This window comes from Chitinophaga sp. 05T412 (assembly GCF_056396465.1).
The window spans coordinates 115457-139413 of record NZ_JBFTLN010000010.1 but is presented as its reverse complement, the minus strand read 5'-3'; the positions used below and the strand labels follow the sequence as shown (position 1 = coordinate 139413).

The 23957-nt window shown below is 47.9% G+C and carries 21 protein-coding genes; 6 read left to right on the top strand and 15 right to left on the bottom strand.

Annotated elements, in window-relative coordinates; genetic code table 11:
- Positions 1 to 28 precede the first annotated feature (28 nt).
- The 5 genes from AC1DFM_RS22090 to AC1DFM_RS22070 form a co-directional block, all read right to left on the bottom strand.
- Positions 29 to 799 (bottom strand): isocitrate lyase/PEP mutase family protein, encoded by a 771-nt coding sequence (locus AC1DFM_RS22090; RefSeq protein ID WP_477078930.1) that lies wholly within the window; start codon positions 797 to 799, stop codon positions 29 to 31.
- Positions 800 to 824: 25 nt separating this feature from the next.
- Positions 825 to 1610: a PhzF family phenazine biosynthesis protein gene (locus AC1DFM_RS22085; RefSeq protein ID WP_477078929.1), complete on the bottom strand. Its 786-nt coding sequence runs from the start codon at positions 1608 to 1610 to the stop codon at positions 825 to 827.
- Between the two features lie 207 nt (positions 1611 to 1817).
- Positions 1818 to 2036, bottom strand: a complete 219-nt coding sequence (locus tag AC1DFM_RS22080; RefSeq protein ID WP_291920716.1) for a CDGSH iron-sulfur domain-containing protein — start codon at positions 2034 to 2036, stop codon at positions 1818 to 1820.
- Positions 2037 to 2077: 41 nt separating this feature from the next.
- Positions 2078 to 2455 (bottom strand): VOC family protein, encoded by a 378-nt coding sequence (locus tag AC1DFM_RS22075; protein ID WP_477078928.1) that lies wholly within the window; start codon positions 2453 to 2455, stop codon positions 2078 to 2080.
- Between the two features lie 143 nt (positions 2456 to 2598).
- Complete coding sequence (locus AC1DFM_RS22070) at positions 2599 to 3066, bottom strand: hypothetical protein (RefSeq protein ID WP_477078927.1); 468 nt, start codon at positions 3064 to 3066, stop codon at positions 2599 to 2601.
- A gap of 104 nt (positions 3067 to 3170) precedes the next feature.
- On the opposite strand from AC1DFM_RS22070, the gene AC1DFM_RS22065 reads away from it, so the two are divergent.
- Positions 3171 to 3536 carry a winged helix-turn-helix transcriptional regulator gene (locus tag AC1DFM_RS22065; RefSeq protein ID WP_477078926.1) on the top strand — a complete coding sequence of 122 codons (366 nt, stop codon included), beginning with the start codon at positions 3171 to 3173 and terminating at the stop codon, positions 3534 to 3536.
- On the opposite strand, the gene AC1DFM_RS22060 is transcribed toward AC1DFM_RS22065, so the two are convergent.
- Both AC1DFM_RS22060 and AC1DFM_RS22055 read right to left on the bottom strand, forming a co-directional pair.
- Positions 3533 to 4873, bottom strand: a complete 1341-nt coding sequence (locus tag AC1DFM_RS22060; protein WP_477078925.1) for an MBL fold metallo-hydrolase — start codon at positions 4871 to 4873, stop codon at positions 3533 to 3535. The two genes, AC1DFM_RS22065 and AC1DFM_RS22060, sit on opposite strands and share 4 nt — an antisense overlap.
- Before the next feature lie 132 nt (positions 4874 to 5005).
- Positions 5006 to 5809 (bottom strand): DUF3108 domain-containing protein, encoded by an 804-nt coding sequence (locus AC1DFM_RS22055; protein WP_477078924.1) that lies wholly within the window; start codon positions 5807 to 5809, stop codon positions 5006 to 5008.
- Between the two features lie 246 nt (positions 5810 to 6055).
- Between AC1DFM_RS22055 and AC1DFM_RS22050 the strand changes: the two genes are divergently transcribed.
- From AC1DFM_RS22050 to AC1DFM_RS22035, 4 genes are all read left to right on the top strand, one after another.
- Complete coding sequence (locus AC1DFM_RS22050) at positions 6056 to 7072, top strand: sensor histidine kinase (protein ID WP_477078923.1); 1017 nt, start codon at positions 6056 to 6058, stop codon at positions 7070 to 7072.
- Entirely contained in the window at positions 7069 to 7776 is a 708-nt protein-coding gene (locus AC1DFM_RS22045) for a LytR/AlgR family response regulator transcription factor (RefSeq protein WP_477078922.1), read from the top strand. Before AC1DFM_RS22050 ends, AC1DFM_RS22045 begins: the two co-directional genes overlap by 4 nt.
- 618 nt (positions 7777 to 8394) lie before the next feature.
- Entirely contained in the window at positions 8395 to 9423 is a 1029-nt protein-coding gene (locus AC1DFM_RS22040; protein WP_477078921.1) for a GlxA family transcriptional regulator, read from the top strand.
- Between the two features lie 95 nt (positions 9424 to 9518).
- Complete coding sequence (locus AC1DFM_RS22035; RefSeq protein ID WP_477078920.1) at positions 9519 to 10184, top strand: HD domain-containing protein; 666 nt, start codon at positions 9519 to 9521, stop codon at positions 10182 to 10184.
- An 8-nt stretch (positions 10185 to 10192) separates the two neighbouring features.
- Here the strand turns inward: AC1DFM_RS22035 and AC1DFM_RS22030 are convergent, their stop codons facing one another.
- The 3 genes from AC1DFM_RS22030 to AC1DFM_RS22020 are packed head-to-tail and all read right to left on the bottom strand — an operon-like array spanning position 10193 to position 13647.
- Complete coding sequence (locus AC1DFM_RS22030) at positions 10193 to 12184, bottom strand: M1 family aminopeptidase (protein WP_477078919.1); 1992 nt, start codon at positions 12182 to 12184, stop codon at positions 10193 to 10195.
- Positions 12185 to 12230: 46 nt separating this feature from the next.
- Positions 12231 to 13034 (bottom strand): helix-turn-helix transcriptional regulator, encoded by an 804-nt coding sequence (locus AC1DFM_RS22025; protein ID WP_477078918.1) that lies wholly within the window; start codon positions 13032 to 13034, stop codon positions 12231 to 12233.
- Between the two features lie 46 nt (positions 13035 to 13080).
- Positions 13081 to 13647, bottom strand: coding sequence for an N-acetyltransferase family protein (locus AC1DFM_RS22020; RefSeq protein WP_477078917.1), 567 nt, complete (start codon positions 13645 to 13647; stop codon positions 13081 to 13083).
- Positions 13648 to 13793: 146 nt separating this feature from the next.
- Between AC1DFM_RS22020 and AC1DFM_RS22015 the strand changes: the two genes are divergently transcribed.
- Positions 13794 to 14309 carry a DinB family protein gene (locus AC1DFM_RS22015; protein ID WP_477078916.1) on the top strand — a complete coding sequence of 172 codons (516 nt, stop codon included), beginning with the start codon at positions 13794 to 13796 and terminating at the stop codon, positions 14307 to 14309.
- A gap of 78 nt (positions 14310 to 14387) precedes the next feature.
- On the opposite strand, the gene AC1DFM_RS22010 is transcribed toward AC1DFM_RS22015, so the two are convergent.
- From AC1DFM_RS22010 to AC1DFM_RS21990, 5 genes are all read right to left on the bottom strand, one after another.
- Positions 14388 to 15008 carry a hypothetical protein gene (locus tag AC1DFM_RS22010; protein ID WP_477078915.1) on the bottom strand — a complete coding sequence of 207 codons (621 nt, stop codon included), beginning with the start codon at positions 15006 to 15008 and terminating at the stop codon, positions 14388 to 14390.
- Positions 15009 to 15136: 128 nt separating this feature from the next.
- Entirely contained in the window at positions 15137 to 17419 is a 2283-nt protein-coding gene (locus AC1DFM_RS22005) for an aminotransferase class III-fold pyridoxal phosphate-dependent enzyme (protein ID WP_477078914.1), read from the bottom strand.
- Positions 17420 to 17429: 10 nt separating this feature from the next.
- Positions 17430 to 19319 (bottom strand): MGH1-like glycoside hydrolase domain-containing protein, encoded by a 1890-nt coding sequence (locus AC1DFM_RS22000; RefSeq protein WP_477078913.1) that lies wholly within the window; start codon positions 19317 to 19319, stop codon positions 17430 to 17432.
- Position 19320: 1 nt separating this feature from the next.
- A complete protein-coding gene (locus AC1DFM_RS21995; protein WP_477078912.1) occupies positions 19321 to 22410 on the bottom strand; it encodes a glycoside hydrolase family 2 TIM barrel-domain containing protein in 3090 nt (1029 codons plus the stop codon).
- Positions 22411 to 22418: 8 nt separating this feature from the next.
- Positions 22419 to 23942 carry a RagB/SusD family nutrient uptake outer membrane protein gene (locus tag AC1DFM_RS21990; RefSeq protein ID WP_477078911.1) on the bottom strand — a complete coding sequence of 508 codons (1524 nt, stop codon included), beginning with the start codon at positions 23940 to 23942 and terminating at the stop codon, positions 22419 to 22421.
- Positions 23943 to 23957: the final 15 nt, after the last annotated feature.

The window sequence follows — 23957 nt, the reverse complement described above, 5'->3', positions numbered from 1 at the left end:
AATAACTATTACTTCTTACCCAAGATATTTAAGGGAATACACTTGTAAATGACCCTGCTGATGTAATGTCGGCCAGTTGTTGGTGGAGTGCATTGTTGACGGCGCGGTAAACGCTTCCGCCCATGCTGATTCTCTTCACCCCTGCTGCTGCTAGTTCATCAAAAGCAGGCAATCCCGGCATGGACAATACATTCACGGGCAAGCTGCTGGCCGCGGTCACCTGCCGGATATCTGCTATTTCGCGGATGAAAGGCACAAAGATACTATCTGCCCCCGCTGCTTCAAAAGCTGCTATGCGGGTCAACGTTTCGTTCATTTTGTGGGGGATGTCCAGTAAAAAGGTATCTGTTCTGGCGTTGATGAACATTTGTATATTTTTCCGCGCCAATTCATTTTTGATGAAGTACAGCGTACGACTGAAAGCGTCCACCGACACCAGCTCCCGGGTGGCGCCTACGACGGAGTCTTCCAGGTTTACCCCTACCACCCCGATATCGTGTAATTGCTCCATGTGTTGTACTACCACTACAGGATCACCGCTATAACCCCGCTCAATATCGGCAGATAGTGGCACCCGGGTATGGCGGGCAATTTTCTCTATAATAAAAAACAGTTCATCGAAAGGGATTTGCTCGCCGTCTTCATAACCCAGTGTATCCGCAATAGCAGAGCTGGAGGTACCGATAGCAGCGATACCGCTATCCTGCAAAATACGCGCACTGACTACATTCCAGGCGTTACCCAACAGCAATGGTGTGGGCTGATGATGCAGACTTTTAAATAATTCGTAATTGCTCATGACCTATTTTTATGAGGGTAAAAAACTAGATATGGAAGGTACCATCAATCACGGTAATGGCTTGTCCTTTCAGCAGCACGCGATCGTCCTGCCAAATTACCTGCAACTCTCCACCACGCGGGGATGCCTGGTACGCAAAGAACGCTGTTTTATGTAACCGCTCTGCCCAATAAGGCGCAAGGCTGCAATGAGCGGAGCCCGTCACCGGGTCCTCGTCCACTCCAATAGGGCCAGCAAAAAAGCGGGAAACAAAATCATAGGGTGTGTTGGCAGCACCTTTGGCAGTGATGATACATTTATGTGCCAGCAATAGTTGGCGATCGGGTATGAAACTGGCCACGGCCTCCGCAGATGACAACTCCACTATATAACGGTCAACACTATACGCTACATTAATTATTTCCTGATCAAACATTGACTGCCACGCCTCCGGTAACACCGCCGGTGCGTGTTCTCTTGCGGGGAAATTGAGCGTAATCCAGCCATCCTGGTAAGTGGCGGTGAGGAGCCCGCTCAGGGTATAGAAATGAATGGTATCTGTGCGGGGAACCAGGCCGATTTCCCATAGTACGTGGGCACTGGCCAGGGTAGCGTGTCCGCAAAGTGATATTTCCACCAGGGGAGAAAACCAGCGCAGGCGGTATCCATCCTGTTCAGGTAGTAGAAAAGCGGTTTCTGCGAGATTGTTCTCGCCGGCAATAGCCGCGAGGGTCTTATCGTCCGGCATGCTGTTCAACAGACATACACCGGCAGGGTTGCCTTTAAAGGGCTGATTCGTAAATGCATCTACCTGGAAAAAGCGAATACTCATGGGCTACGGATTGTGATTATCTCACAAAATTGCTAATATTTCCCCGTTAAAAACAGATGCAAAAGTGGCGATTTCGACCATATCAGATGTGGAGGAGCAGAAGGCAGAAAGCAGAAGGCAAAAAGCTATTGTAGCGAGTAGAAGTGAATAAAAAAGCTCAGTAAAACAGCGATTGCAGCTTACTGAGCTTTTCTAATAGGTTATTATTTATTTTTTTGGCGGCAGCGCAAAAGCTACTGCTTCGTGTTCAAAATGTCCTTTGTGAGAGCCATCGCAGAAAGGTTTGTTAGCAGATAAGCCACAGCGGCAGATGCTCACCAGTTCCCGGCCGCCCAGGTCGTACTTGTTGCCGTCTTTATCTACGATTTCGAATTCACCTTCCACCCGGAGTGAACCATTGTTATTAACTGTAATCTTGGTAGCCATAAATTTTCCTTATTTAGCCGGCAAAAGTAGGGAAAACTCTGCTATTCACTCACAACAGATAATATATTTCCGGCAGGATCGGTGAACCAGGCGACTGTAGGCCCTTCTGGGCCACGATGAATACCTTTCTCATTGGTTTTAATAGCACCCCCGTATTGTAAGAACTCCACTCCTGCTGCGGTGAGCTGATCCACCGTATCTTCCACATTGCTTACCGGAAAATTAAGAATGGTGAAAGTTGCGGGAGTATGATCCGGTTTCAGGTAAACGATAATAGGATTCCCGGTGGCAATTTTCAGCCTAAACATATACTCACCATTGCTTTCTATGTCTATTCCCAGTTGCTTGCTGTAAAAATCCTTTGCTGCCTGCAGATCGTTGACAGAAAATCCGCTGTATGCTTTGGTGTTCTTAAACATAAGTAATGATTTTTTTCTGGTGAAGAATACAAGCCGCAGCGGCCTGCTCAATAAAGATATCACCTTAAATGTACAACCATTACGGCAATCGTCAGGGGTGCGAACAAGGCAAAATAGGGGTGCTATTGCGACAATAGTCGTTGTTACACCATTTGCCGCCGATAGTGGACAGCGGCCTTTATCATCTTACCAACACTAACCAGCAAGGGATAAAAGACAAAAGCCTGTAATATACCGGTGATTTCAAACCAGATATTATTGGGTACTTCGTACGTAGGCGGCGGAAATAACATCCTGAAAAAAGAATTGTTACCGGTTACTAAAAAAACAATATTTTTAGCCAGGTGATTGTATACACCCTCGTATAAACCGATGACCAGTAAAGGAAACAGCAGTACAGAAATAAGATAGCATACCAGCAACAGCCTGCTATGCGGATGCCGTTGCAACTGCCAGCCTAATCCATACACCAGTAACATGACTGGTATGGCTACAAACAAGACATGCAGCCGCCAGGGAGTGTGATAAATAACAGCGCCATAAGCGTGATGAATAGCAGTCAGCAATAGCAACGCGGCAGTAAAAAAAGTGGTTCTTTGTAATGTTTTCATTGCTTATTTTTTCACAAAGTTGTTGCTTGTTCGCAGAAGCGCCTATAGGTAACCAAAAACTCACTTAGCCACTTTTTTGGTTACCTACCCTTAAAAGAATAGATATGAAGAAAGAGATCACACCTGTTTTAATATATCCACCAGCGTTATGCCCAACTGCGCTGACGTTGAATCTCATCAGCGGCAAATGGAAGTTGCTGATCCTGCATTTGATTACGCAGCAAATGAATCGTTTTAGCTTGCTGGAGAAGCAATTGCCTGGCATCAGTCGTAAGATGCTGGCCACTCAGCTGCGGGAGATGGAAGGAGATGAATTAATTACGCGGGAAATATTTGCGGAAATCCCCCCTAAGGTAGCATATAGCCTTACTCCGAAGGGGGAATCGCTGGTGGCTGCGGTCATGCACCTGCATAATTGGGGAGTAGAACACCTTGCCCCCAAACAACCGCGGTACAGTCCTATTCCTTAAGGCACAAACTGTTTAACGGCTTTGCCGAGATCGTACGTTTTCACCTGATTTTCTAATGCTGCCGCAATAATACTACTGCCGGCAGCACTGCGGGTGCCGCCTGCACAATGTACTACCACCGGCTTATCCAACGGAACTTCGTTGATCCGTTCCCGTAACTGGTCCAGTGGAATGGAGAGCGCATTATCAAAAATTGGATAGTCTGCCGCTTCGTTGGACATGCGGACATCGATGATCGTATAGTTTTGCGGATGTGCGGCGAAATCGTCCAATGGCACCGCATCCATGTGGGCGCCACCTGTTGTATATACTGCTGCGCCTGCAATGAAAGGCTCGTAGCCAATTTTAGCGGCTTTGTTGATTACCTGTTGCAGTGCTTCATCGTCGGTGGCCAGTAAATAAAATGATTCTTCCGGACCAACGATACTGCCCAGCCAGGTTTCAAAGCGACCGCCGTTCAGCACGTTAATGGCCCCTTGGGGATGGCCCTGTTTGAATGCGTCGCCCGGGCGGGTATCTATGATGAGGGAACCTGCTTCAAAAGCCGGAGTACCCGACAATACCGGCACCTTCGCGAGGGAAGCGGCTAATGGTGCGGCTCCTGCCCTGTTGACATCTACATCATAAGGGAAATATTTAGGAATAAACGGCTGACTGGATAGCAGCTCTTGTACGAATTCCGTCTCTGTTAATTCGTCGAGGCTCCAGTTGCTGACTTTTTCGGCCGCGATGGTGCTGCTGTCTTCGTCGCTGAGCGACTTACCACAAAGCGTTCCGGCCCCATGTGCGGGATAGACTAATACGTCATCTGCCAGCACCATTAATTTTTCGCGCAGTGAATGATACATCATCCGCGCCAGGGCTTCTCTGCCAGCAGTAATATTACCGGCGTTTTCGCGCAGGTCGGGGCGGCCACAGTCGCCAATGAATAAAGTATCTCCGGTAAATACTACCCGGTCTTCTTCCTTATAACTCAGTACCACACAGATGCTATCGGGCGAATGTCCGGGCGTATTCAGCGCGCTGAGGGTGATATCTCCCAAAACAATGGTATTGCCTTCATCAAAACTGGTATGCGGATATGCCGCCCCTACCAGTTGGGAACAATAAATCACGGCGCCGGTAGTTTGATGTAATTCCAGGTGTCCGCTGATAAAATCTGCGTGGGGATGCGTTTCAATCACCCCGGTAATTTTTGCGTTTAATGATTCCGCGTAAGCGAGGTAAGGCGCCAGATCTCTGGAAGGATCAATTAATATTACTTCATTGGAAATTTCGCTGTAAATAGCGTAGCTGTAATGGGCCAGTCCTTTGTCTTCGAATTGTTGAATGTCCATGGATACGGTGCTGATTAATGGTGGTAAAATACGAGGCGCGCCTAAGCTGCTAAAATAGCTCGCTCAATATACTGCCTATAACGGTCCGGGAGAAAAAAAGTTTGACGCCTCCCCGTATTTACCATGCTACCATTACTTCGCGGCTGCAAACCGGCTTTCGAGATGAGTAGCCAGTCCGGGGAGTTTTACCTTGTAGCGGTACATGCCTCCGAAGCTATCTTCTTCTTTCAGTAGCTCATGACCAGCTTTGCTGATCCAGAAAGTCTGCGTATAACGTCCCCTTGGCGAATCTCCTTCTGTAAACAGTTTCCAGCAATCTACCGTCCGGTTATCGAGTGTTTGTAAAGCATCGCTGCCGCTTACTTTGTAGGTGACATAAGCCGGTGGTTCCAGGCCGGCATCATAAAACCGGATCACAAATGTTTTGCCTGCGGCCAGTGGCAGCATTTCAAAGGTTTCAATGTCGAGGTTCCAATTGTAATTGGGCTGATCAAATGCCAGTTTAAACGCAGCGGCTTTGTTATCCGGTGTGGCATCGCCTTCAATACCGGTGAGGGACCAGTTGTAGGCTTGCTTTTCATTCCCCCTCGTTTCTGCATGATGCAGCGGCGAAAAGTCGGCCGCACTATTCACGGAATGGAATACGCGATACCGGGCCGTATCTTCACTATACCAGTGTTGCGTGATTTTGAACACCGGCTTATTATCCTGGCTGGTCTTTTCTATTTCGCGTACCCACAGGCTCAGGCTCAGCATATCCGGACGATGGGGCAGCTGGAAATAAACCAGGTATTGCTTTACACCTGGTTTCAGCAGGCTGGTATTCAGCGGATGATGCCGTTGATCTACGGTGTCTGTTTGTGCGCCGGCACGCGCTACGGTTAACAACAAGATAAGTACAGGTAAAGTGAGTCGCTGACAAAACGTACGATACATATTTGCTTAAGATTAAGGTTAGTAAAACGGTAAGTATGCATAGGTTACTGGTATCAAAGTTTTCCCGTTTGCCGGAGGATAACAAATGAATTCAATCATTCGGGCCATATTTTAAATGAATGCCCCGGTCTACCTCAACATATACCGGTTAAAAATAGCGCAGCACCGGTTGAACCGATAGGCTATTTCATTGAATAACGGCGCCCGTGATATGGAATAAGTTTAAAACCTTCGTACATTGGGGGTATGCAATTTATCAGGGAAATGACCGCGAGTACCCGCTTACAATGGCTCCTATGGCTGATTGTATTTTTGATGATGTTTTTTTCCATGTTACCGGAAGATGGGTTTAATGAGGCGGCTCTTTTTTCCTCGCTCAACCTGGGCTTTTATGCGATTGTGGTCTATGGCAACATCAGCTGGTTGTATCCGGCCTTGTACCTGAAGGGCCGGATAGTGGCGTATATTCTGGCGGCTGTTTTATTCCTCGCCGTAACAGGGCTGATCCGGGCCTACCTGCTGGACTGGCTTTATATTACCTGGTTTGCACCCAGCTTCCGGCCTATTACTATTTCCATTGTACTGCGGTATATGGCGGGTATTCCGCTGCTGTTCTTACTCAGCTTTATTTTCCGGATTGCTATCATTTATTTTTCGCTGAAACAACAGGCAGCTGCTTTGGTACTACAAAATGCCAAAACGGAACTGAATCTGTTGAAATCGCAGGTACAGCCTCATTTCCTGTTTAATACCCTGAACAATATTTACTATGAGGCCTACCGGGAAGCTCCCCGTACCGCGGTATTGATAGAACGGCTATCGGAAATTATGCGGTATTTTGTAGATGAAAGTCCGAAAGACCTGGTACAGTTATCTGCCGAAATAAATTTCCTCGAAAATTATATTGCGCTGGAAAAGATCCGTATCCGCCATGAAATTACGCTTACCTTTAACTGTAAGGTAGCCGATGGCAGCAGCATTCCGCCCATGTTGCTGATGACATTTGTAGAGAACATTTTTAAACATGGCATCGACAAAACCAGTATGCATAATGTCATTGATATCACCTTATTACAGGAAAACCAACAGTTGTTGTTTACCACCCGGAATAGTTTACCGGAAGATGCCTCCGGCCAACGGCAAGGAGGTTCCGGCATCGACAATCTACGGAAGCGACTCACGCTGTTATACGGTGATGCCTATACGTTACAGACGGAAAAAAACGCCACTCATTTCACCGCCTTTTTATCTGTTCCCATATGAGCCTGAAATGTATTATTGTAGACGATGAGCCCAATGCAGTTAACCTGCTGGAGCTGCATATACAGCAAACCAGCGACTGGCAACTACTCGCCAAATGCTACAATGCGCTTGAAGCCCTGGCTTTTCTGAAAACCAATAAAGCAGATCTGATTTTTCTCGATATCAATATGCCGAAACTGGATGGCATGGAACTCGCCGCCCTGCTGCCTCCGGAGGTAAAAATTGTATTCACTACCGCCTATGCAGAATATGCCGCCGCCAGTTACAACTTCCAAACCATCGACTACCTGCTGAAACCTATTACCTTAAAGCGCTTTCTGGCTGCCCAGCAAAAAATAGTAACGGCGTTTAGTCATGCCCGTTTGCCGGATGCCAGCACCACTTCTACACCGGATTACTTCTTCGTAAAATCAGGGAAAACGCTGCAACAGATTCGTTTGCCGGAGCTACTTTATTTTGAAGGGGAGAAAGAATATGTACGCGTAGTGACGATCAAAGGAGAAACGCTGGTGTACAAGCGTTTGAAAGATATTGCGGAACAACTGGGGCCGCCATTTATCAGGGTACATAATTCGTATATTGTCAATACCGGCCGTATTGATAAAATTCAGGACAATCATATCTTTATTGGCGGAAAAAGTATTCCTTTGAGTGATAAGTTCAGAGCGGGTTTCATGGAATTGATCCAGCAACGGTTTTTGTAATTTAAGTATCTCTATGACCTTACGAAGAATACTTCCTTATGCTGTCATTGTAATTGGCTTTATGCTTATTTACCTGATAACAATGCTTATCCATAACAAAGATCTTTATGGTTTCCTCTGTCCTCAATGGGATGAAGTGATCCGGAATAATAAAATTCCGCTTCAAAGGGATCTGTTTACGTATGAACTAAGCTGCGCATTAGTAGTGATAAACATGCTGGAAATATGTACGGTGACAGATAATAGCTTTTTACACAGGCTTCTAAAATCCTTTCTCACTATTATACTTACTTTTATAGGTGGCTGGTGCGTATACCAATTAATGGGCGCCCCAAAAATATGGAACTTATATTATTTCCCCAGAGGCGCTCCTGACTGGATTTATTGTATAGCAAGCAGTTTCCTTACATGCTGTTGTCTAATAATACTTGAATTAATTCAGCTTATTTTCTTCGCATTATTTCCGAAGGAAAAAATTACCAGGCGTATTCCCGTGTGGCTACAAATGGCACCCAATCCTAACAACAGCGCACCACTTTAACCCATTACCCGGCCCATGTCCTAAATTGTATCATTTATGTCGTTTGAGACAACACTGCTTCGTTGTATTTTTGCTGTATGAAACGCCACAAGCCATCGGTTCGGGTTGTCCGCGAACGAAAGGTCACTGTCATTGTAATCATGTCAGGGAATATATTGCTGGATATAGCCGGACCGGTAGATGTATTTGCCACAGCAGCTAAAATGCTGGCCGCCAGGAGCCTGCCATCGGATTATGACATCGTGGTAGCGGCGCCAGGTCGCACGACAGCGATTCCCTGCAGTGGAGGCATGGAGTTACATTGTGCCACTTCTATACTTGATGTCGGTGCTATTGATACCTTACTGGTGGCAGGCTACGACAGCGACGCCGAAAACCAGCGATATTATGATGACTTTTATAACTGGCTATCAGTAGCAGCAACCGACATCCGAAGAATTGGCTCTGTTTGCGTAGGGGCATTTGCGTTAGCCAAAGCGGGTTTACTCAATGGCAAACAGGTGACTACGCACTGGGAATACTGTGAACAACTGCAATGCAGCTATCCGGCAGTACAGGTAAACCCGAATCCCTTTTTTATTAAAGACGGCAATGTATATACTTCTGGTGGCGTATCTTCCGGCATGGACCTGGCATTGGCGATGATAGAGGAAGACCATGGCAGAGATATCGCCATGCAGGTAGCGCGGAAACTGGTGCTCTATTTAAAACGTCCGGGCTCTCAGGCCTCGTTCAGCGGGTTGATACCGGCATATGCCATTGAGCATACCCTTGCGGGGCAGCTACGCAACTGGATGGTAAAACACGCACATCAACAAATTGGCGTACCGGAATTAGCGGAGCAGGTGAATATGAGCACACGCCATTTCAGCCGGGTGTTCACCAGTGAAACAGGATTATCACCGGCTAAATTTATGGAAAAACTACGGGTAGAACTGGCCAGAAAATACCTGGAAGACAGCTCGCTGAGCATAGCAGCCATTGCGGAGAAATGTGGATTTGGCAGTATCGTATCTATGCGACGGATTTTTCTGCGGCAATTGTTACTGTCGCCCAGCGACTACCGGAAAACATTCCATACCTCCCTGGCAAAGGACCATCATTAAGCGCCACACACAGGTATCCATCTTCCTAAACAACAACTGATATGAAATCATTTTCTTTTCATCATGGCATTGCTATGCCCTAAATAGTCACTATCATGCAACAACAACTTCCCTCCCATCTTACAGCGATGTTACAATTACCGGATGATCACATTTGCCGTGAAGCCCTGCAGTTTGTAAAAACACATGAGTCGCTACCGATCTATCATCACAGCATCCGCAGCTTTATTTTTGCCCGCTTATATGCCAGCCACAATGGATTACAGCAGGAACCTGATTACAAGGAAACCTTGCTGTTTTTGTCCTGCCTCTTTCATGATATGGGGCTTACGGACATAGGTAACGGTCCTCAGCGATTTGAAGTGGAAGGCGCTGACCAGGCCTTACAGTTTCTGGCTAACACCTCTTTCAGTGACCAGGAGGCCGATATTGTATGGCAGGCCATTGCATTACATACATCTTCTGGTATTGCAGAAAGAAGAGGAACGATTCCCCTGTTGACCCGTATGGGTATTGTGATGGATTTCGGCGGCCCACTCACGGCCTTTGTTACCGACGAAGCAGCCAATGCTATTTTTACGGCCTGGCCGCGGCTGGAGCTGGCTACCAGCTTAACAGACTGCATAGTAGGGCAATGCAGGGCAAATCCTGCTAAAGCGCACCGCTACGCCATTGCCGGGGAATTATTGAGAGAGCGATCTACCGGCAACGGCACTACGCAGTTGGAAGAAAATACCATCCATGGCAGATGGGGTAATTAAAACGTGACTCATGCAGGCTTCTGGCCTACCTTGGCCAACAGCAGCGCTACTTTAGCCGCCATACCATCTGCCCGGCGATTCCGCTTATCTGCTTCTATCGCCTGATCGCAAGCCCATTGCAACAACTTGTTGTCTTTTTTGTCTGCTGCCAGCTGCGCTACGCGATAGTAGATATAGGCCAGCAGCTCCGGTGCATGCGATTCACATTTAATGCTACGCATATAATACGTCAGCGCTTCTTCCGGTTTATTTTGCATGGCAGTTATACGTCCCAGGTGATAGAGCAGCGTAGAGGCGACGCCGGTAGTGTCATCTGGAATGCCTTCTTTCAGGTACGACTGTGCCAACTGCGCCGCTTCCTCATTTTTATTTACCATACGGAGATTGAGTACACGCACTACTTTCGCCTGGGATTGGGCCAATCGTGTGAGGGTTTCATCCCAGTGCAGTACGCGGAAATAAGGATCTATTTGTACGGCTTTCACAGTTCCGTTGACGGGGAGCATAAAAGTATGCAAACGATCGTGGATAGTAAGGTGATGCATAGTAGAGGTACCGTTGTCATAGGTTATGAGCACTTCTAACGGCAACTGATATACGCTGTCTGGTTGGGTGATGCTTAACTGTAATTCTTTTTGATGTTGTTGCCAGCTGCTTTGCCATGCGGGGGCGCCGGTTCTTTCGAACCATTGGTCAAAAAACCATTGCAGAGATTGGCCGTAGGCCTTTTCTATCTCCCGCTGAAAATCGCCCCAGCTAACACCTGTTTGCTGATACTTTTCACCGATGTTTCGCAGTGCGTTATTAAATAAGGGGCGGCCAACGGTAGCAGCCAACAGATCAAATGCCAGGAAGCCTTTGCTATCTGCCAGGATATGATCGTTGGCGCCGGTGAGCGCTACTAACGGTTCATCATTACCGGCAGCGGCATTTTTAAGATAGCCTAATCCGGATTGATCTCTCAGATAGCCTGGGTAGCCGGTTCGCCGATAATCTATGGCATGGGCGCTATCGAAATAAGTAACCGCCTGCAGCGAGCTGTATTGTGCCAGCGCTTCTGAAATCAAAGACTCCCCTTTTGTGCCCCTGGGCCTTACTTTATTACCCCACCACTGATGACCTATTTCATGGCCGAAGAGGGCATAGTTAAATTGTCGCAGTGCCGCAGTAGGCATTACTACACCGCCCAAAATACTGGCGCCGCCGATACCGGTTAACTCTGACACGGCATCCGGGAATTCKATAATAGAGAAATTAGGGATCGTCAGCGGGCCGAAACGCTCCGAGAGGAAGCTTAATACGGCAGCCGCTTTGGTGGATAAGTCGTTGCCATCAATCCCCGGGCTGAGGCTATAAGTATAAAAGGCATGGTTTCCTTTGTATTCCTGCCTGGAATAATTTCCGATGTATAGGGAGAAAATATCTGGTTGAGTATAGTGATAAGTAAAAGTTCGTTTATCCCTTTCCGTATTTACTTGGCAGGTGGCCGCCGCCATTACCGCCATCAGCTTTGCCGACGTTGTTACGGCAATACTACCCGTACCACGGACGCAACTACCGGTGCTATCGCCTTCCCGTGAAATCACCTGTGGATACCAGGCCGACCCGTATCCACCTGCCATACAGAAAGTGCTGTCGAGATAATATTGAAAAGTGGGCGCATTTCCCCGTTCATATGCATATCCTACCTGTATATGGGTACCGGGCTTCAACGCAGGACGAAAATACCAGCGGTAAACGATATCTCCACCGGCATTCACCGTGGTATCCATACGTCCTGTGGCGCCTTTCATCTGCCAGGTGGCGTTACCTATACCCCGGCTTACTACAATATCCAGCGAATCAGCACAAGCCGGTGTGGTTTCAAACGACAAACTCCCCTGTACGGTGAAAGTACGCTGCTGCAGGTCCACAGCGGCTTTTAGCTGGTAGTCCAGTTGATGCTGGGCAGCTAAAAAGGAAGGGAACAACAGGCATATAAAGGCTAGAACCCGGCACATATTTTTTTTATACAAAGTAAAGACATGGCCCTCCAAAAAAATGGTATCAGATTAACTTTTTCAGGAGACTACGAAACCGGTGAGGTGTGGCCATATAAAAGAAACGAAAAGAGCGAACCAGGTGAGAAGCATCTGAGAAACCGGCAGCATACGCGATATCTGCTACGGGTAGCGTAGTGGTAAAGATCAGCTCCATCGCTCTTCTTACCCGCATTTTAAGCTGGTATTCGCCGATGGTCATGCCTTCTCTTTCTTTAAACGCACGGGCCAGGTATATAGGATGTACAAATACGCTCGCCGCCAGCGACTTAATAGTGTGATGCGTATCAAATTCGTTTTCCAATATCGCTTTTACCTTCGGCAACCAGGCCAGGCGCAGCGGAACATGCACCGTGGAATATTCCGATAACCAGTTCAGGATGTATTCTTCCTGCAATGTAACATGGGGATCTGCGGAGAAAAAATATAACAGGCGATATAAATAATCAAAAGTACCGGTTTTATACACGGTCATTTTCGTGGGCAAGGTAATGCGTTGTTCCAGCTGTTGCAGGTCGGCCTGCTTGAATTCAATATTAAGGCAATGGCCGCCGGTATCACGGAAATGATTGGCATGGTGATATCCGGCGGGCCGGAACAGCACTTCGCCGGGCATGATGTAGCTGCTCGATTGTCTGTTTACTTCTTCATAACTACCATTGATCAACAAACTCAGATATGCATTTTCATGATAATGCTCATGAAGATGCACGGCCGGCTGGTAAGCCGTAATATTCAGCTTAAAGGCAGCATTTTCATTAGACTGCTGCTCCTCGCCGAAGTAATGACCGGGTGACAATATAATACCCATAAATGCGGCGGCGATGTAAATCGTAAAGATACTGCTTTAAAGGCTATTATGCCCGCCAGTCCCACGCTACTACATCCCATTGTGCCCCTTCATCCACATAACTATGTATTATCTGAAATCCAACCCTGGCGTGAGCGGCGTGGGAGCGGGTATTAGCGGCATTTATTTCGGTGATCAAACAATCGTGGCTCCCGGAAAAAAGCGCTTTGTGCGCCTGGTACAAGGCATCAAACAGTCCTTGTCCGCGCCAGCCTTCCCCTACGCAGATCTGCCCGATAAAGTAGTGTCGCAAATCGGATACGTTACTACCATTCAGCGTCAGCGTAGCCGCCAGATCCTTCGTAGGACGCATAATTTCTATGTCGGTGCAGGCACTTACAGAAGTGGCCAGCGCATATCCTGCCAGGGTATTTCCTGACATGATTACCGGCTGCGCCATATCGGCCATCATCCTTTCCACCATTGGCTTTGTGTACTCGAAAGTCAGGAAGCCCTGCGACTGCGCCGTTTCCGGTGAAATATGTTTTTTGAGATTGCTACGTAGCAGTTGTAATAGATCTTCAATACCGTGCGGAGATAATACGGTTGCTTCAAATGTATTGGCCGAATTCATATAGGTTAAAATTAAACAGGGTTTCTTTTACTGTAAGTTGCAGCTTTCCTTTTAAAAAAGCAAATACGCTTATTTTTTGGAAATGAGTTTAGGTTGGCTAAAAAACAAATAACTTACACCCACCTAAAATTAAAATGTAACCCATTATGAAACGAACTCCCTGGTTTGAAAGAGTGTTTCTCCCTATTGAAGACAACGGTATGATGCCCTCCATTATTGAACGTTTAAGTGGCACCCCTGCCAGAGCAGAAGAAATTGCGGCAAAACTGGCGCCGCCCCAGCTTACCCATAAATTACCCGACCGCTGGTCTGTAAAAGAAGAAATAGGCCATCTGGGAGATCTGGAACCTTTGTGGTCTGGCCGTTTGGACGATTTTACCCACGGGCTGGCCGAACTCAGAGTTGCTGATTTAACGAATCAGGCTACGCATAATGCCCATCACAATGCTACTGAAATCAGGGTATTATTGAAACGCTTCCGGGAAAGAAGGCGTTCTCTGGTAACGAAACTTTTGCAACTGAGCGATGCACAACTCATACATACTGCGCTGCATCCGCGATTAAAAACACCTATGCGTGCTATTGACCTGGCTTATTTTGTAGCAGAACATGATGATCATCACCTCGCGAGTATCCGGGAGATATTATCGGAGACCAATTAATGCGCTACACTAAAAATCATAAGCCCGGCAGCCGAAAAATTAGCTGCACGGGCTTTGACTCCTAACTATGATCCTCTCCTAGTCCTCCAGCTCTTTTAGTTTTGTTATTTCCGGGCAAAGGATACAGTAACAAAAACCATTTACACAAGCACAATCATATGCCGTTCCGTTACATTCCCTGGTGGTACAATCAGTGCAGGCCGCCGGGCGATTGGCGGAGCGCAGGATTTGTATAATGCGTTGCTCATCTCCCAAATACTTATATACTTTATGATCTTTTCTGAAAACCACCCGCATACCTGGTAGTTCGCTATCGGAGGTCACCTGCACAAATAAGGCGGGGTCTAATATTTTTTCCTTTCCATTGCTGGCAAAGAGGGTGTTTAAAAAAGCGGCATCTTCTACACGGGTACTGGCAACGCCTTTCTGGCTGATACTTTTCGCGGCTGACTGGTCTTCTGTTTTGCGACCACCGGTATAGGTGCGGTGATCGTCTGTATTTATCTCAACTATTTTATGCGGGCCGGAAACGCCTTTTTCACTGATGCTTTTCCCAGATGGCTTACCTGTATCTCCTACAGGGTTCTTACCTCCTTTTACAACGATGCCGCCAATAGGAGTTCCGGGCCTGTTATCCTGGGCTGCCAGATGTAAGCCATAGTACATGATGAACGCGAGGGTAATTGTTATTGCTTTCATAAAAGGACATTTTGTGGTTGTCTGCCTATATATCAACGGAACCTGAAAAATGTTACCCCCCTGAAACAACAACGGGCATAGCTGTATAGCTATGCCCGTTTCTTTAGCAAAGGTGTATGATTATATGATTATAACTCCCCTAATACTACATCCAAATGCTGCAGGAAGGTATCAGCATTTTCCTTGTTGAATACTAATGGTGGTTTTATTTTCAATACATTATGTAATGGTCCATCTGTGCTGATCAGGAATCCGCGGTCTTTCATCTTCTCTACCACTACATCTATTTCCGGTACTGCCGGTTCCAGTGTTTCGCGGCTGCGTACCAGTTCGGCACCGATGAACAGTCCATGACCCCGCACATCGCCAATGATCGGATACTTGGCCATCAGCTCCCGTAATCCTGCCATGAAATGCTCACCGGTTTCCAGGGCATGCTGTTGCATTTCTTCGTGCTGTATGGTTTGCAATACGGCTTTACCGCAGGCCATAGACACCGGGTTACCGCCGAAGGTATTGAAGTATTCCATGCCGTTATTGAAGGCATCTGCAATGGCTTGCGTGGTCACAACAGCCGCCAGCGGATGACCGTTGCCAATTGGTTTACCCAGTACCACGATGTCCGGTACTACTTCCTGTAATTGGAAGCCCCAGAATTCATTGCCTACACGGCCAAAGCCTACCTGTACTTCATCAGCGATACAAAGACCACCTGCAGCGCGCACATGCCTGTACACCTGATCCAGGTAGCCGGGAGGCAATGGTATTTGTCCGCCTACGCCGAGCAATGTTTCACAAATAAAGGCCGCAATGCCTTTTCCTTCTCCCGATAACCGGGTAATAATATCTGCCACATCCTGCGCATAAGCAGTGCCGGCATTAGGATCATTATACTTGTAAGGACCGCGGTACAGATCCGGATTCATGGCTTTATGCGTATGCGCCGGTTTCCCGAAGCCTCCTTTACCATCGAATTTGTACGGACTCAGTTCCATGGCAACGGTAGACGTACCATGATAGGCATGATCCAGTACAATCACATCTTTTTGTTTGGTATAATGGCGACTCATACGGATGGCCAGGTCGTTGGCTTCACTACCGGAATTGGTAAAGAAGCATACCTGTAAGGAATCCGGCAAAGTGGCGGTGAGCTGTCGTGCGAAGTCCACCAGCTCATCATGCAGGTAGCGGGTATTGGTATTGAGACGAGCTGCCTGTTGCTGAATCGCCTGTACTACGGTTGGATGGCAATGCCCTACATGACTCACGTTATTCACGCAATCCACGAAGGTGCGGCCTTTATCATCGTACAGGTATTGCAAAGCGCCCTTCCATATCTTCAGTGGTTGTTTGTAGCTGATGCTGAGATTGCGACCAATGCGTTGCTTTCTTTCCGCCAGCAGTGGTGCATAGTCGTTGTCGGGCTGAATCAGTGGCGCCATTCCGGCAGCGACGCGGAATGCGTCGGTAGCAGCCATGGGGTTGATTTTGATCAGCTGATACAATAATTTCCAGGCACCTGCTTCTGTGATAAAGTGGAATGGATTGTTACTGCCTTCTGCCGTGCGGAGCGCAGAGTTAGTAACGCTGATGCATAAACGCGCAGCTACCAGGTAATAGAGACAGGCAATTTCCTGTTCTGTTAACGGCCACTCCGACTGGTATCCTTTCACTACCTGTGCGGCGGCAGTTAACGGATCTTCCTGGTGTAACATGGCGTAGGTGCAGGCAATGGCCAGGTTGTTGACCAGCTGCGTGTATACCATATCACCGAAATCTATCAAACCGGTTACTGCTTCATTTTTCACCAGCAGGTTGTAGTCGTTGGCATCGTTATGAATCACGGCCATGCGCAGCTGTGGCAGCTGCGGCACTATTTCTGTTTCAAACTGCAACAGAAAATAGGCCACCATGCGGCGGCGTTCATGGTCTTTGATAGCAGGTAAATTAGTGCGGGCCGCAAGGGTATTGCGCAGGTCCCAGCTATAGATGCGGTAAGCGGCCGGATGTGCAAAGCTTTGCAGTGCGCGGTCCATCTGGCCCATAAAATGACCCAGGCTGAGTAGCAGCTGTGGGGTATGTGCTATTTCATCTGCCCATATCCTTCCTTCCAGGAAAGTAAGGATGCGCATGTATCCGGTGGGCAGTTTGGTGATTTCTTCTCCCTGTTGATTTAGCAACACTTGCTGAAACCCTTTAGCTACGGGTGTTTGCGCCAGGTGGCGCAGCATTTTCAACTGGGCATCCAGCAGGTGCAGATCACTGTTGATGTCCGCCACTTTGCAAATGTATTGCTGCCCGGCATTATCTGCCAGGAGGTAGTTACGATCTTCGTAGCCGTCCAGCGCCTGTACACTTACTTCTATTCCGTAGTGCTGCTGCACCAGTGCTTTCATTTCTGCTATATCCATGTTGTTTAATTTACTCGCGCAATAACAATAACGTATGTGCTGCCGACCAGCTAAAATTAGGTGCATTCAGTCCTTTGCCGGTCAAGGGATGATAATTTTCATACAATGGTAAGTTGTCACTCATACCGGTAGCGTTTTGCCATAGCTTATCGGACAGCTCTTTGGCCAGGTCCTGGTAGCCATATGCTTTCAGTCCAACGATACCAAAATAAAACTGATCCAGCCATACAGGTCCCCGCCAGTAGCCCTTGAGAGGGTCGAAGTTGGGATGATCTGCGGCCAGCACCGGCAACGGTACTTTGGTATTAAACTTCCCCGGCTGTGCCATGATGGCGGCTACACCTGCTGCCTGCTGTTGGCTGGAAATGCCTGCCCACAGCGGAATCCATCCTTCTGCGCCAGTTATTTTGATCAGCTCCTTCCGGCGATCATAGTAAAAACCGGTAGCGGTATCAAAATATTGCTGGTTGATTTTTTGCTTCAACGAGGCCGTCTGTGCGGTCCAGGTATCTTCCAAATGCAGCAGCGATGCCATTTTCGCAAGGTACTGCTTTTCTGCATAAAGATAGGTATTGAGATCTACGGATGATTGATCCAATGACCACGCCTGTGCATTATTTTTTTGCATACGGGCATGATCGAAGCGTACGGCGTTATCCATGCCACTTTCCCAGGCGGCGGCAATGCGGGTACCATCGGTAGAGCCGTATTCACAAAGACTATCCCCATCATGATCGCGGTTAGCATACCACCAGCGGTGATAGCGTACCAATGGGGCATACATTTCCTTTACAAAAGCGGTATCGTTTGTGTGGCGGAATACTTCCCATACGGCCCATGCGGCCAATGGTGGCTTCGTATCGCGGGCGTTGTTTTCTTTACTGTTAGTGTAGATGCAGTCGATCACCATGCCATCCGGCCATTGGTAGTCGAACATGGCGCGGATATTATTTTTGGCGAGTTCAGGATGGAAGATACTCACGGCAGCAGCCTGTTTCCAGCTATCCCAGGCCCAGAAGCCATAGAATCCCTGGTAGCTGGCAGACGGAAAAATGCCTTCGTGCTTCAGATCACCGGCAGCGGTGCGCCAGTTGGTGAGCAATGTCATAATACATTTCACCATCAGGCGACGTTGGCTGGTATCCGTCGTGAAAGCCGCTTTCAGATAACCATCCCAGCGCTGTTTGTTTTGCTTCAACGCGATATTAAAATCGACGCCGCCGGTAGCTGGCTGGCGGTAGCTCTGCAGCTGTGTTTCCTGCCAGCTACCTTTTGCGGGCAGCTGGATTTTTTTTGTAGACGTATAGCCTGCACCGTTAGCTGTAATCTTCCATTTGGCGGCTGACAGGTAATCGATATAAAACGTATGCCCATTACCGTTAATCTGCAGCTGTTGGTTATTTTGTTTCCAGTTAGGCTGACTCAACAGGCTGCTTCCCTCCCACTGCAACTCCAGCTGCCGGCGCTTATTGGCCTGGTTGGTAATTGTAGCCTTTATCATGGCGGTGGTAGCGCTGGTGAAAATCAGTTGCAGGCGCACCTTCATATCCGACAGTTGGTAGCTTTGTTCCAGCAGGCCGGGATAATAATGCTGGGTGCCGTTTTCGGGCAACAGCTCCTTTCCTCCTTCGAGTACATGTAACCGGGCAATGGCGTTACTCAGCCAGCGGCCATCCATATCCATCAGTAACGGGCCTACGAAACCGCCATAGTGGGCAGCGCGTACCGGCAATGAATAAGCGTGCCATGCGCCATTATCTGAGAAAAAACTTACCCCTACGCCGGAAGTATCTGTTACCTGATGTGTAATATCCAATAMGTCTGCAAATTGCTGCCTGTCGGCCTGCTGCGCGTTCACACTTAATGCACTGCAGCAGAGTAACCACCACCATTTCCTCATATTATTCGAATCTTTGTTTAGCTTGTTGTACCGGTTGTGCGCCGGCCATTAAAGGTCTTAACGTAAAAGTATACTGATATGCTTTGCAAGGCAGCTGGTATTGCGGATGCGGTTTGGCTCCCCAGCTGTTATCGCCGCCCAGGCCCGATTGCAGGTAGTCGATATTCCACCAGATCAGGTCTTCATTGAGCATAGAGTGACCATGTTTATTTTGTTTCCGATCAAAATCCAGGTTGGCCATATCAAAGTGCAATACGCCGGCGCTGAGTAACGTATCAGATACAAACATGAATCCGGCATGGTCTTTATCCTGCAGGGCCATCCAGCTGATTTCAGTACGGTGGCCGCTTTCCTGTGCGCGTGGATAAGGATGGAACAGTTCATCTGCTGCCAGATGATATACATCGATGTCGGCCGCGTATTTGCGATCCGCGTAGTTATCGAAAGGTCCTCTACCCAGCCAGCTGACCTGGTCGTAGCGGGACGGCAGGATCATGCGCATGCCCATGCGGGGAATTTCCGGCAAGGTGGTATCTGTAGGCATAAACTGCACCGCTACGGTGATATCGCCATTTACAGCAATGGTGTAAGTAGTAGCGTAGTTTACTTTTACCTTAGGGAGATAATGCAGGGTTTGTACCTGCGTACGCGTAGCGCTGATGGTCGTTACTTCAAACTTTTTCAGCTCTGCACCTTCCAGGGCATGTTGCCATACTTCGCAACGCATCTGCTGGCTGTTGCCGATGTCGTTATCGGTGGCGGCGCGCCAGAAATGTGGTTGTAAAGGACCTTGCATCAGGGCGTTGTTACCGGCAGTATACGTTTCCAGCCAGCCGGTTGTTTTATTAAAACCTGCGTGGAATAAAGCGTTGCCGATACTGCCATCGTTCTTCACTTCCAGTGCGGGACCGGTGAGCGTTTGTTTTACTACCGGTACATAATCCGGTAATGAAAACTGCTCGGTAGCCACCACATTATTCTTTTTATCTACTGCTTCGAAGTGAATATAGTAGCGTGTTCCTGCCGTAGGCGTAAAGTGAGGCAAGGCAATGGCAATCAGGGAATCTTTGCCGGGGGCAATGGAGAGCGCAGGACAGGTGCCACTTTCAATAGTAGCTCCGTCTCCCCTGATTCTCCACTTAATCGTGTATGCGTTTAAGTTAGTAAAATCAAAACGGTTAAATACGMGCCATTTATCGCCTTCTTGTTTTACCTGTACATTTTGATATACTTTTCTTACTTCAAACGCCTGCGGATGCGGGGAGCGGTCTGCTGCCAGCATACCGTCTGCACAGAAACTGGTGTCGCTGGTAGCGCCTACAGTGCCCATGTCGCCGCCATAAGCCCATATCTGGCGACCGTTGGCATCTTTTTTCAGGAAGGTCTGGTCTGCGAAATCCCAGATAAATCCGCCTTGCAGGCGGGGGTTCTGGTAGATCTGGTCCCAGTCTTCTTTCAGGTTACCGCCGCTGTTACCCATCATGTGCGCGTATTCGCACTGAATGATAGGGCGGTTATCGTTTACGTTCAGGAATTTTTTATCGAGGGTATAGATGGATTTATACATCGGGCAAATGATGTCTGTCCACTCATTGTGGCCGGCTGCTTCGTATTGTACCGGCCGGGTATTATCTTTTGCTTTGATGTATTTATACGTCGAAATAAAGTTTTGTCCGAAGCTGCTTTCGTTGCCGAGCGACCAGGTGATGATGCTGCAATAATTTTTATCGCGTTCCACCATGCGTCTGGTACGATGCAGGTAGGCCTGCTCCCAATCGGGCTTATCAGAGAGGGTTTGCCAGGGGTGGAACGACATGCCATCACATTCTATATTGGCTTCGTCCACCAGGTAAATACCGTATTCATCGCAGAGGTCGTACCACTCTTCCGTGTCAGGATAGTGGCTGTTACGCACAGCGTTGATGTTATATTGCTTCATCACTTCCAGGTCGTGTACCATGCCGGCATGAGATACCACGCGGGCGCGGTACATATCATGTTCATGACGGTTCACACCTTTGATGCGGATAGCCACGCCATTCAGTAAAAATTGTCCATTCTTAATTTCCACGGTACGGAAGCCGATGCGGTGCGCCATGCCTTCCAGTACTGCGCCATTTTTATCTACGTGGGTAATGACGAGTGTATATAATGCCGGATGCTCTGCATTCCAGGGTTGAATATCTTTGAAAAGGGCCTCCATCTGCCAGGTACTGTCTTTCCCTATCTTCCACTCTTTGGTGAGCATTACTTTGCCGTTATCGAGCAGTTGTACCTGCATACGTTGTCCGGCTTCAGCGGGAGTAGGCAGTCTGTTCAGGGTGAGCGCAAGATTCAGCTGGCCATCTTTGTACTGGTTTACCAGCAGTGGTTTAGCGAAGAAGTCATATAAACAGAGCTTAGGCCTGGCTACCAGGTATACGCTGCGTTCAATGCCACTGAGCTTCCACATGTCCTGGCCTTCCAGGTAAGAGCCATCGTTAAAGCGGAACACTTGTATGGCTACACTATTATTGCCTGCCTGCAGATAAGGTGTGATATCAAATTCAGAAGGGGTTTTGCTGTCTTTGCTCAACCCAATGTATTGTCCGTTTATCCAGAGATAGAAAAACGAGTTGACGCCGCCGAGGTGAATCCACACCTGTTTATCCTTCCAGTTGGCGGGCACCGTAAAATCACGGCGGTAAGAACCAACCGGGTTAAAGTCGGCCGGTACTCTTGGCGGATCGGGCGGGAAAGGATATTCTACATCGGTAAAAATGTAGCTATCAAATCCGGCTGTTTGCCAGTTTTCAGGTACCTGTATTTTTTTCCAGTGAGACACATCTGTTCCTTTCTTATAAAAGTCCAGCGGTCTTTCCGAAGGGTTGCGGGCAATATGAAACTGCCAGGTACCATCCAGCAGTTTAACAGCTGCACGCCCGGAGTCCCGGCGTACAGCTGCTGCTGCGTTGATATAGGGTATGAAATGGGCATGCGGTGCTAATACATGTTCTGCTACCTTATGTGGATTTTCCCAATCGTTCGTTTGTGCCTGACCGGTAGTAACTACGGGGAGCAACGCCAATAACAACAATAATCTATTATACATACATCTCCTTAATTAGCCATCGGATTATTCACGGTTTCTTTCAGTGGAAGCGGATAAAATGCTTTATCCAAAGAGAAAGTGCGGTTGGCTTCTTTCATTTCTTTTTCCAGCAGGCCCCATCTGCGCAAGTCGTAGTAGCGGCAGCTTTCCAGGGTCAGCTCCATTACTCTTTCGTGTACAATCTGGTTAAAGATGGCCGTTTTATCAGTGAGGTTCAGGGCCGGCATTTTAGCACGGTCACGTACGCTATTGATGAGTGCCATGGCGCCTGGTTTACCCAGTTCATTCAGGGCTTCCGCCTGCATCAGCATTACATCTGCGAGACGGATTAATGGTACGTTGATGGCATTATCATTTCCTAAACGGTCGAGCGAAGCAGGTACCCATTTACGGAAAGCAATGGTGCTGGCGGTTGCACCGAAGATGTCATTGTAGGTATAACCATATGCTTTTTTGGAAGCATCATTGAAGTAGGCGTCATTAAAAAGGATGGTGCCATATACGCGGTGATCATATAAGTGATCGCTGGCAGTTTTGCCTTCTTTCAGGAACTCGGTCAGGAAGCGTGGCGTACCATAAATTTCACCGTAACCACCCATGTCAGATGCAGCTACCCAGTCGCCCAGGTATGAACCATAAGCAGCGCCGTTGTTTACATCGGAAGACTGTTGCAGTTCGAAAATAGACTCGGGTGTATTCCTGGCAGCACCGTTGAACATAGACATATAGTCGCTGTTCAGTTGATACTGGTTAGAGGCAATTACTTTACCCAGCCAATCGGATGATTCTGTGAGCAATGCGGTAGCGTTACCTTTATCTTCTCCGGCGCGGTATAAATATACTTTACCTAACAGCGCCTGTGCAGCACCTTTGGTAGCGCGGCCCAGTTCATTATCCGGACGATCGGCGCGCAGCGGCAATCCTGCTTCTGCGGCTTTCAGCTCACTGCAGATGAAATCCCAGGCAGCTTTACGTTCTGATAAAGTGGCTGGCAGATCTGCTTCACCCTTTGGTACCTTATCGCGGATAATGATTTTTTCGAAATCAACGATCAGTTTATAATGATAATAAGCGCGGAGGAAATGGGCTTCCGCCAGGATCTGATTCTTGGAAGCGTCATCGATCATCTCCGGTTTCATGGCTGCTACAGCTTCCAACACCTGGTTGGTATAATAGATACCACGGTAGTTCTCGCGCCATAACAGGTCGATCGCATAATTGCCGGAGGTGAAGTTGAAATTATAGTGTTCCACCCACCATGAGTAGTTATAAGCATCATCACCTGGCTCTACATAGTCTTCGCGGTAGAAGCTGCGAACAGAACGTGCTTCCACATAGTTATCCCAGTATACGAAACCCTCAACCTGTGAATAGGCTGCAGCCAAACCAGATAACGCCCGATCCTTGGTAGTCCAGTAGAGTTCCACATCCAGTTTATCCGGAGAACGTTGATCCAACACATCTTTACTGCAACCTGGAGTAAGGGCAAGGAATGCAAGGACAACGGGTATATATAAATATGATTTTTTCATTTTAAATGATTTTAT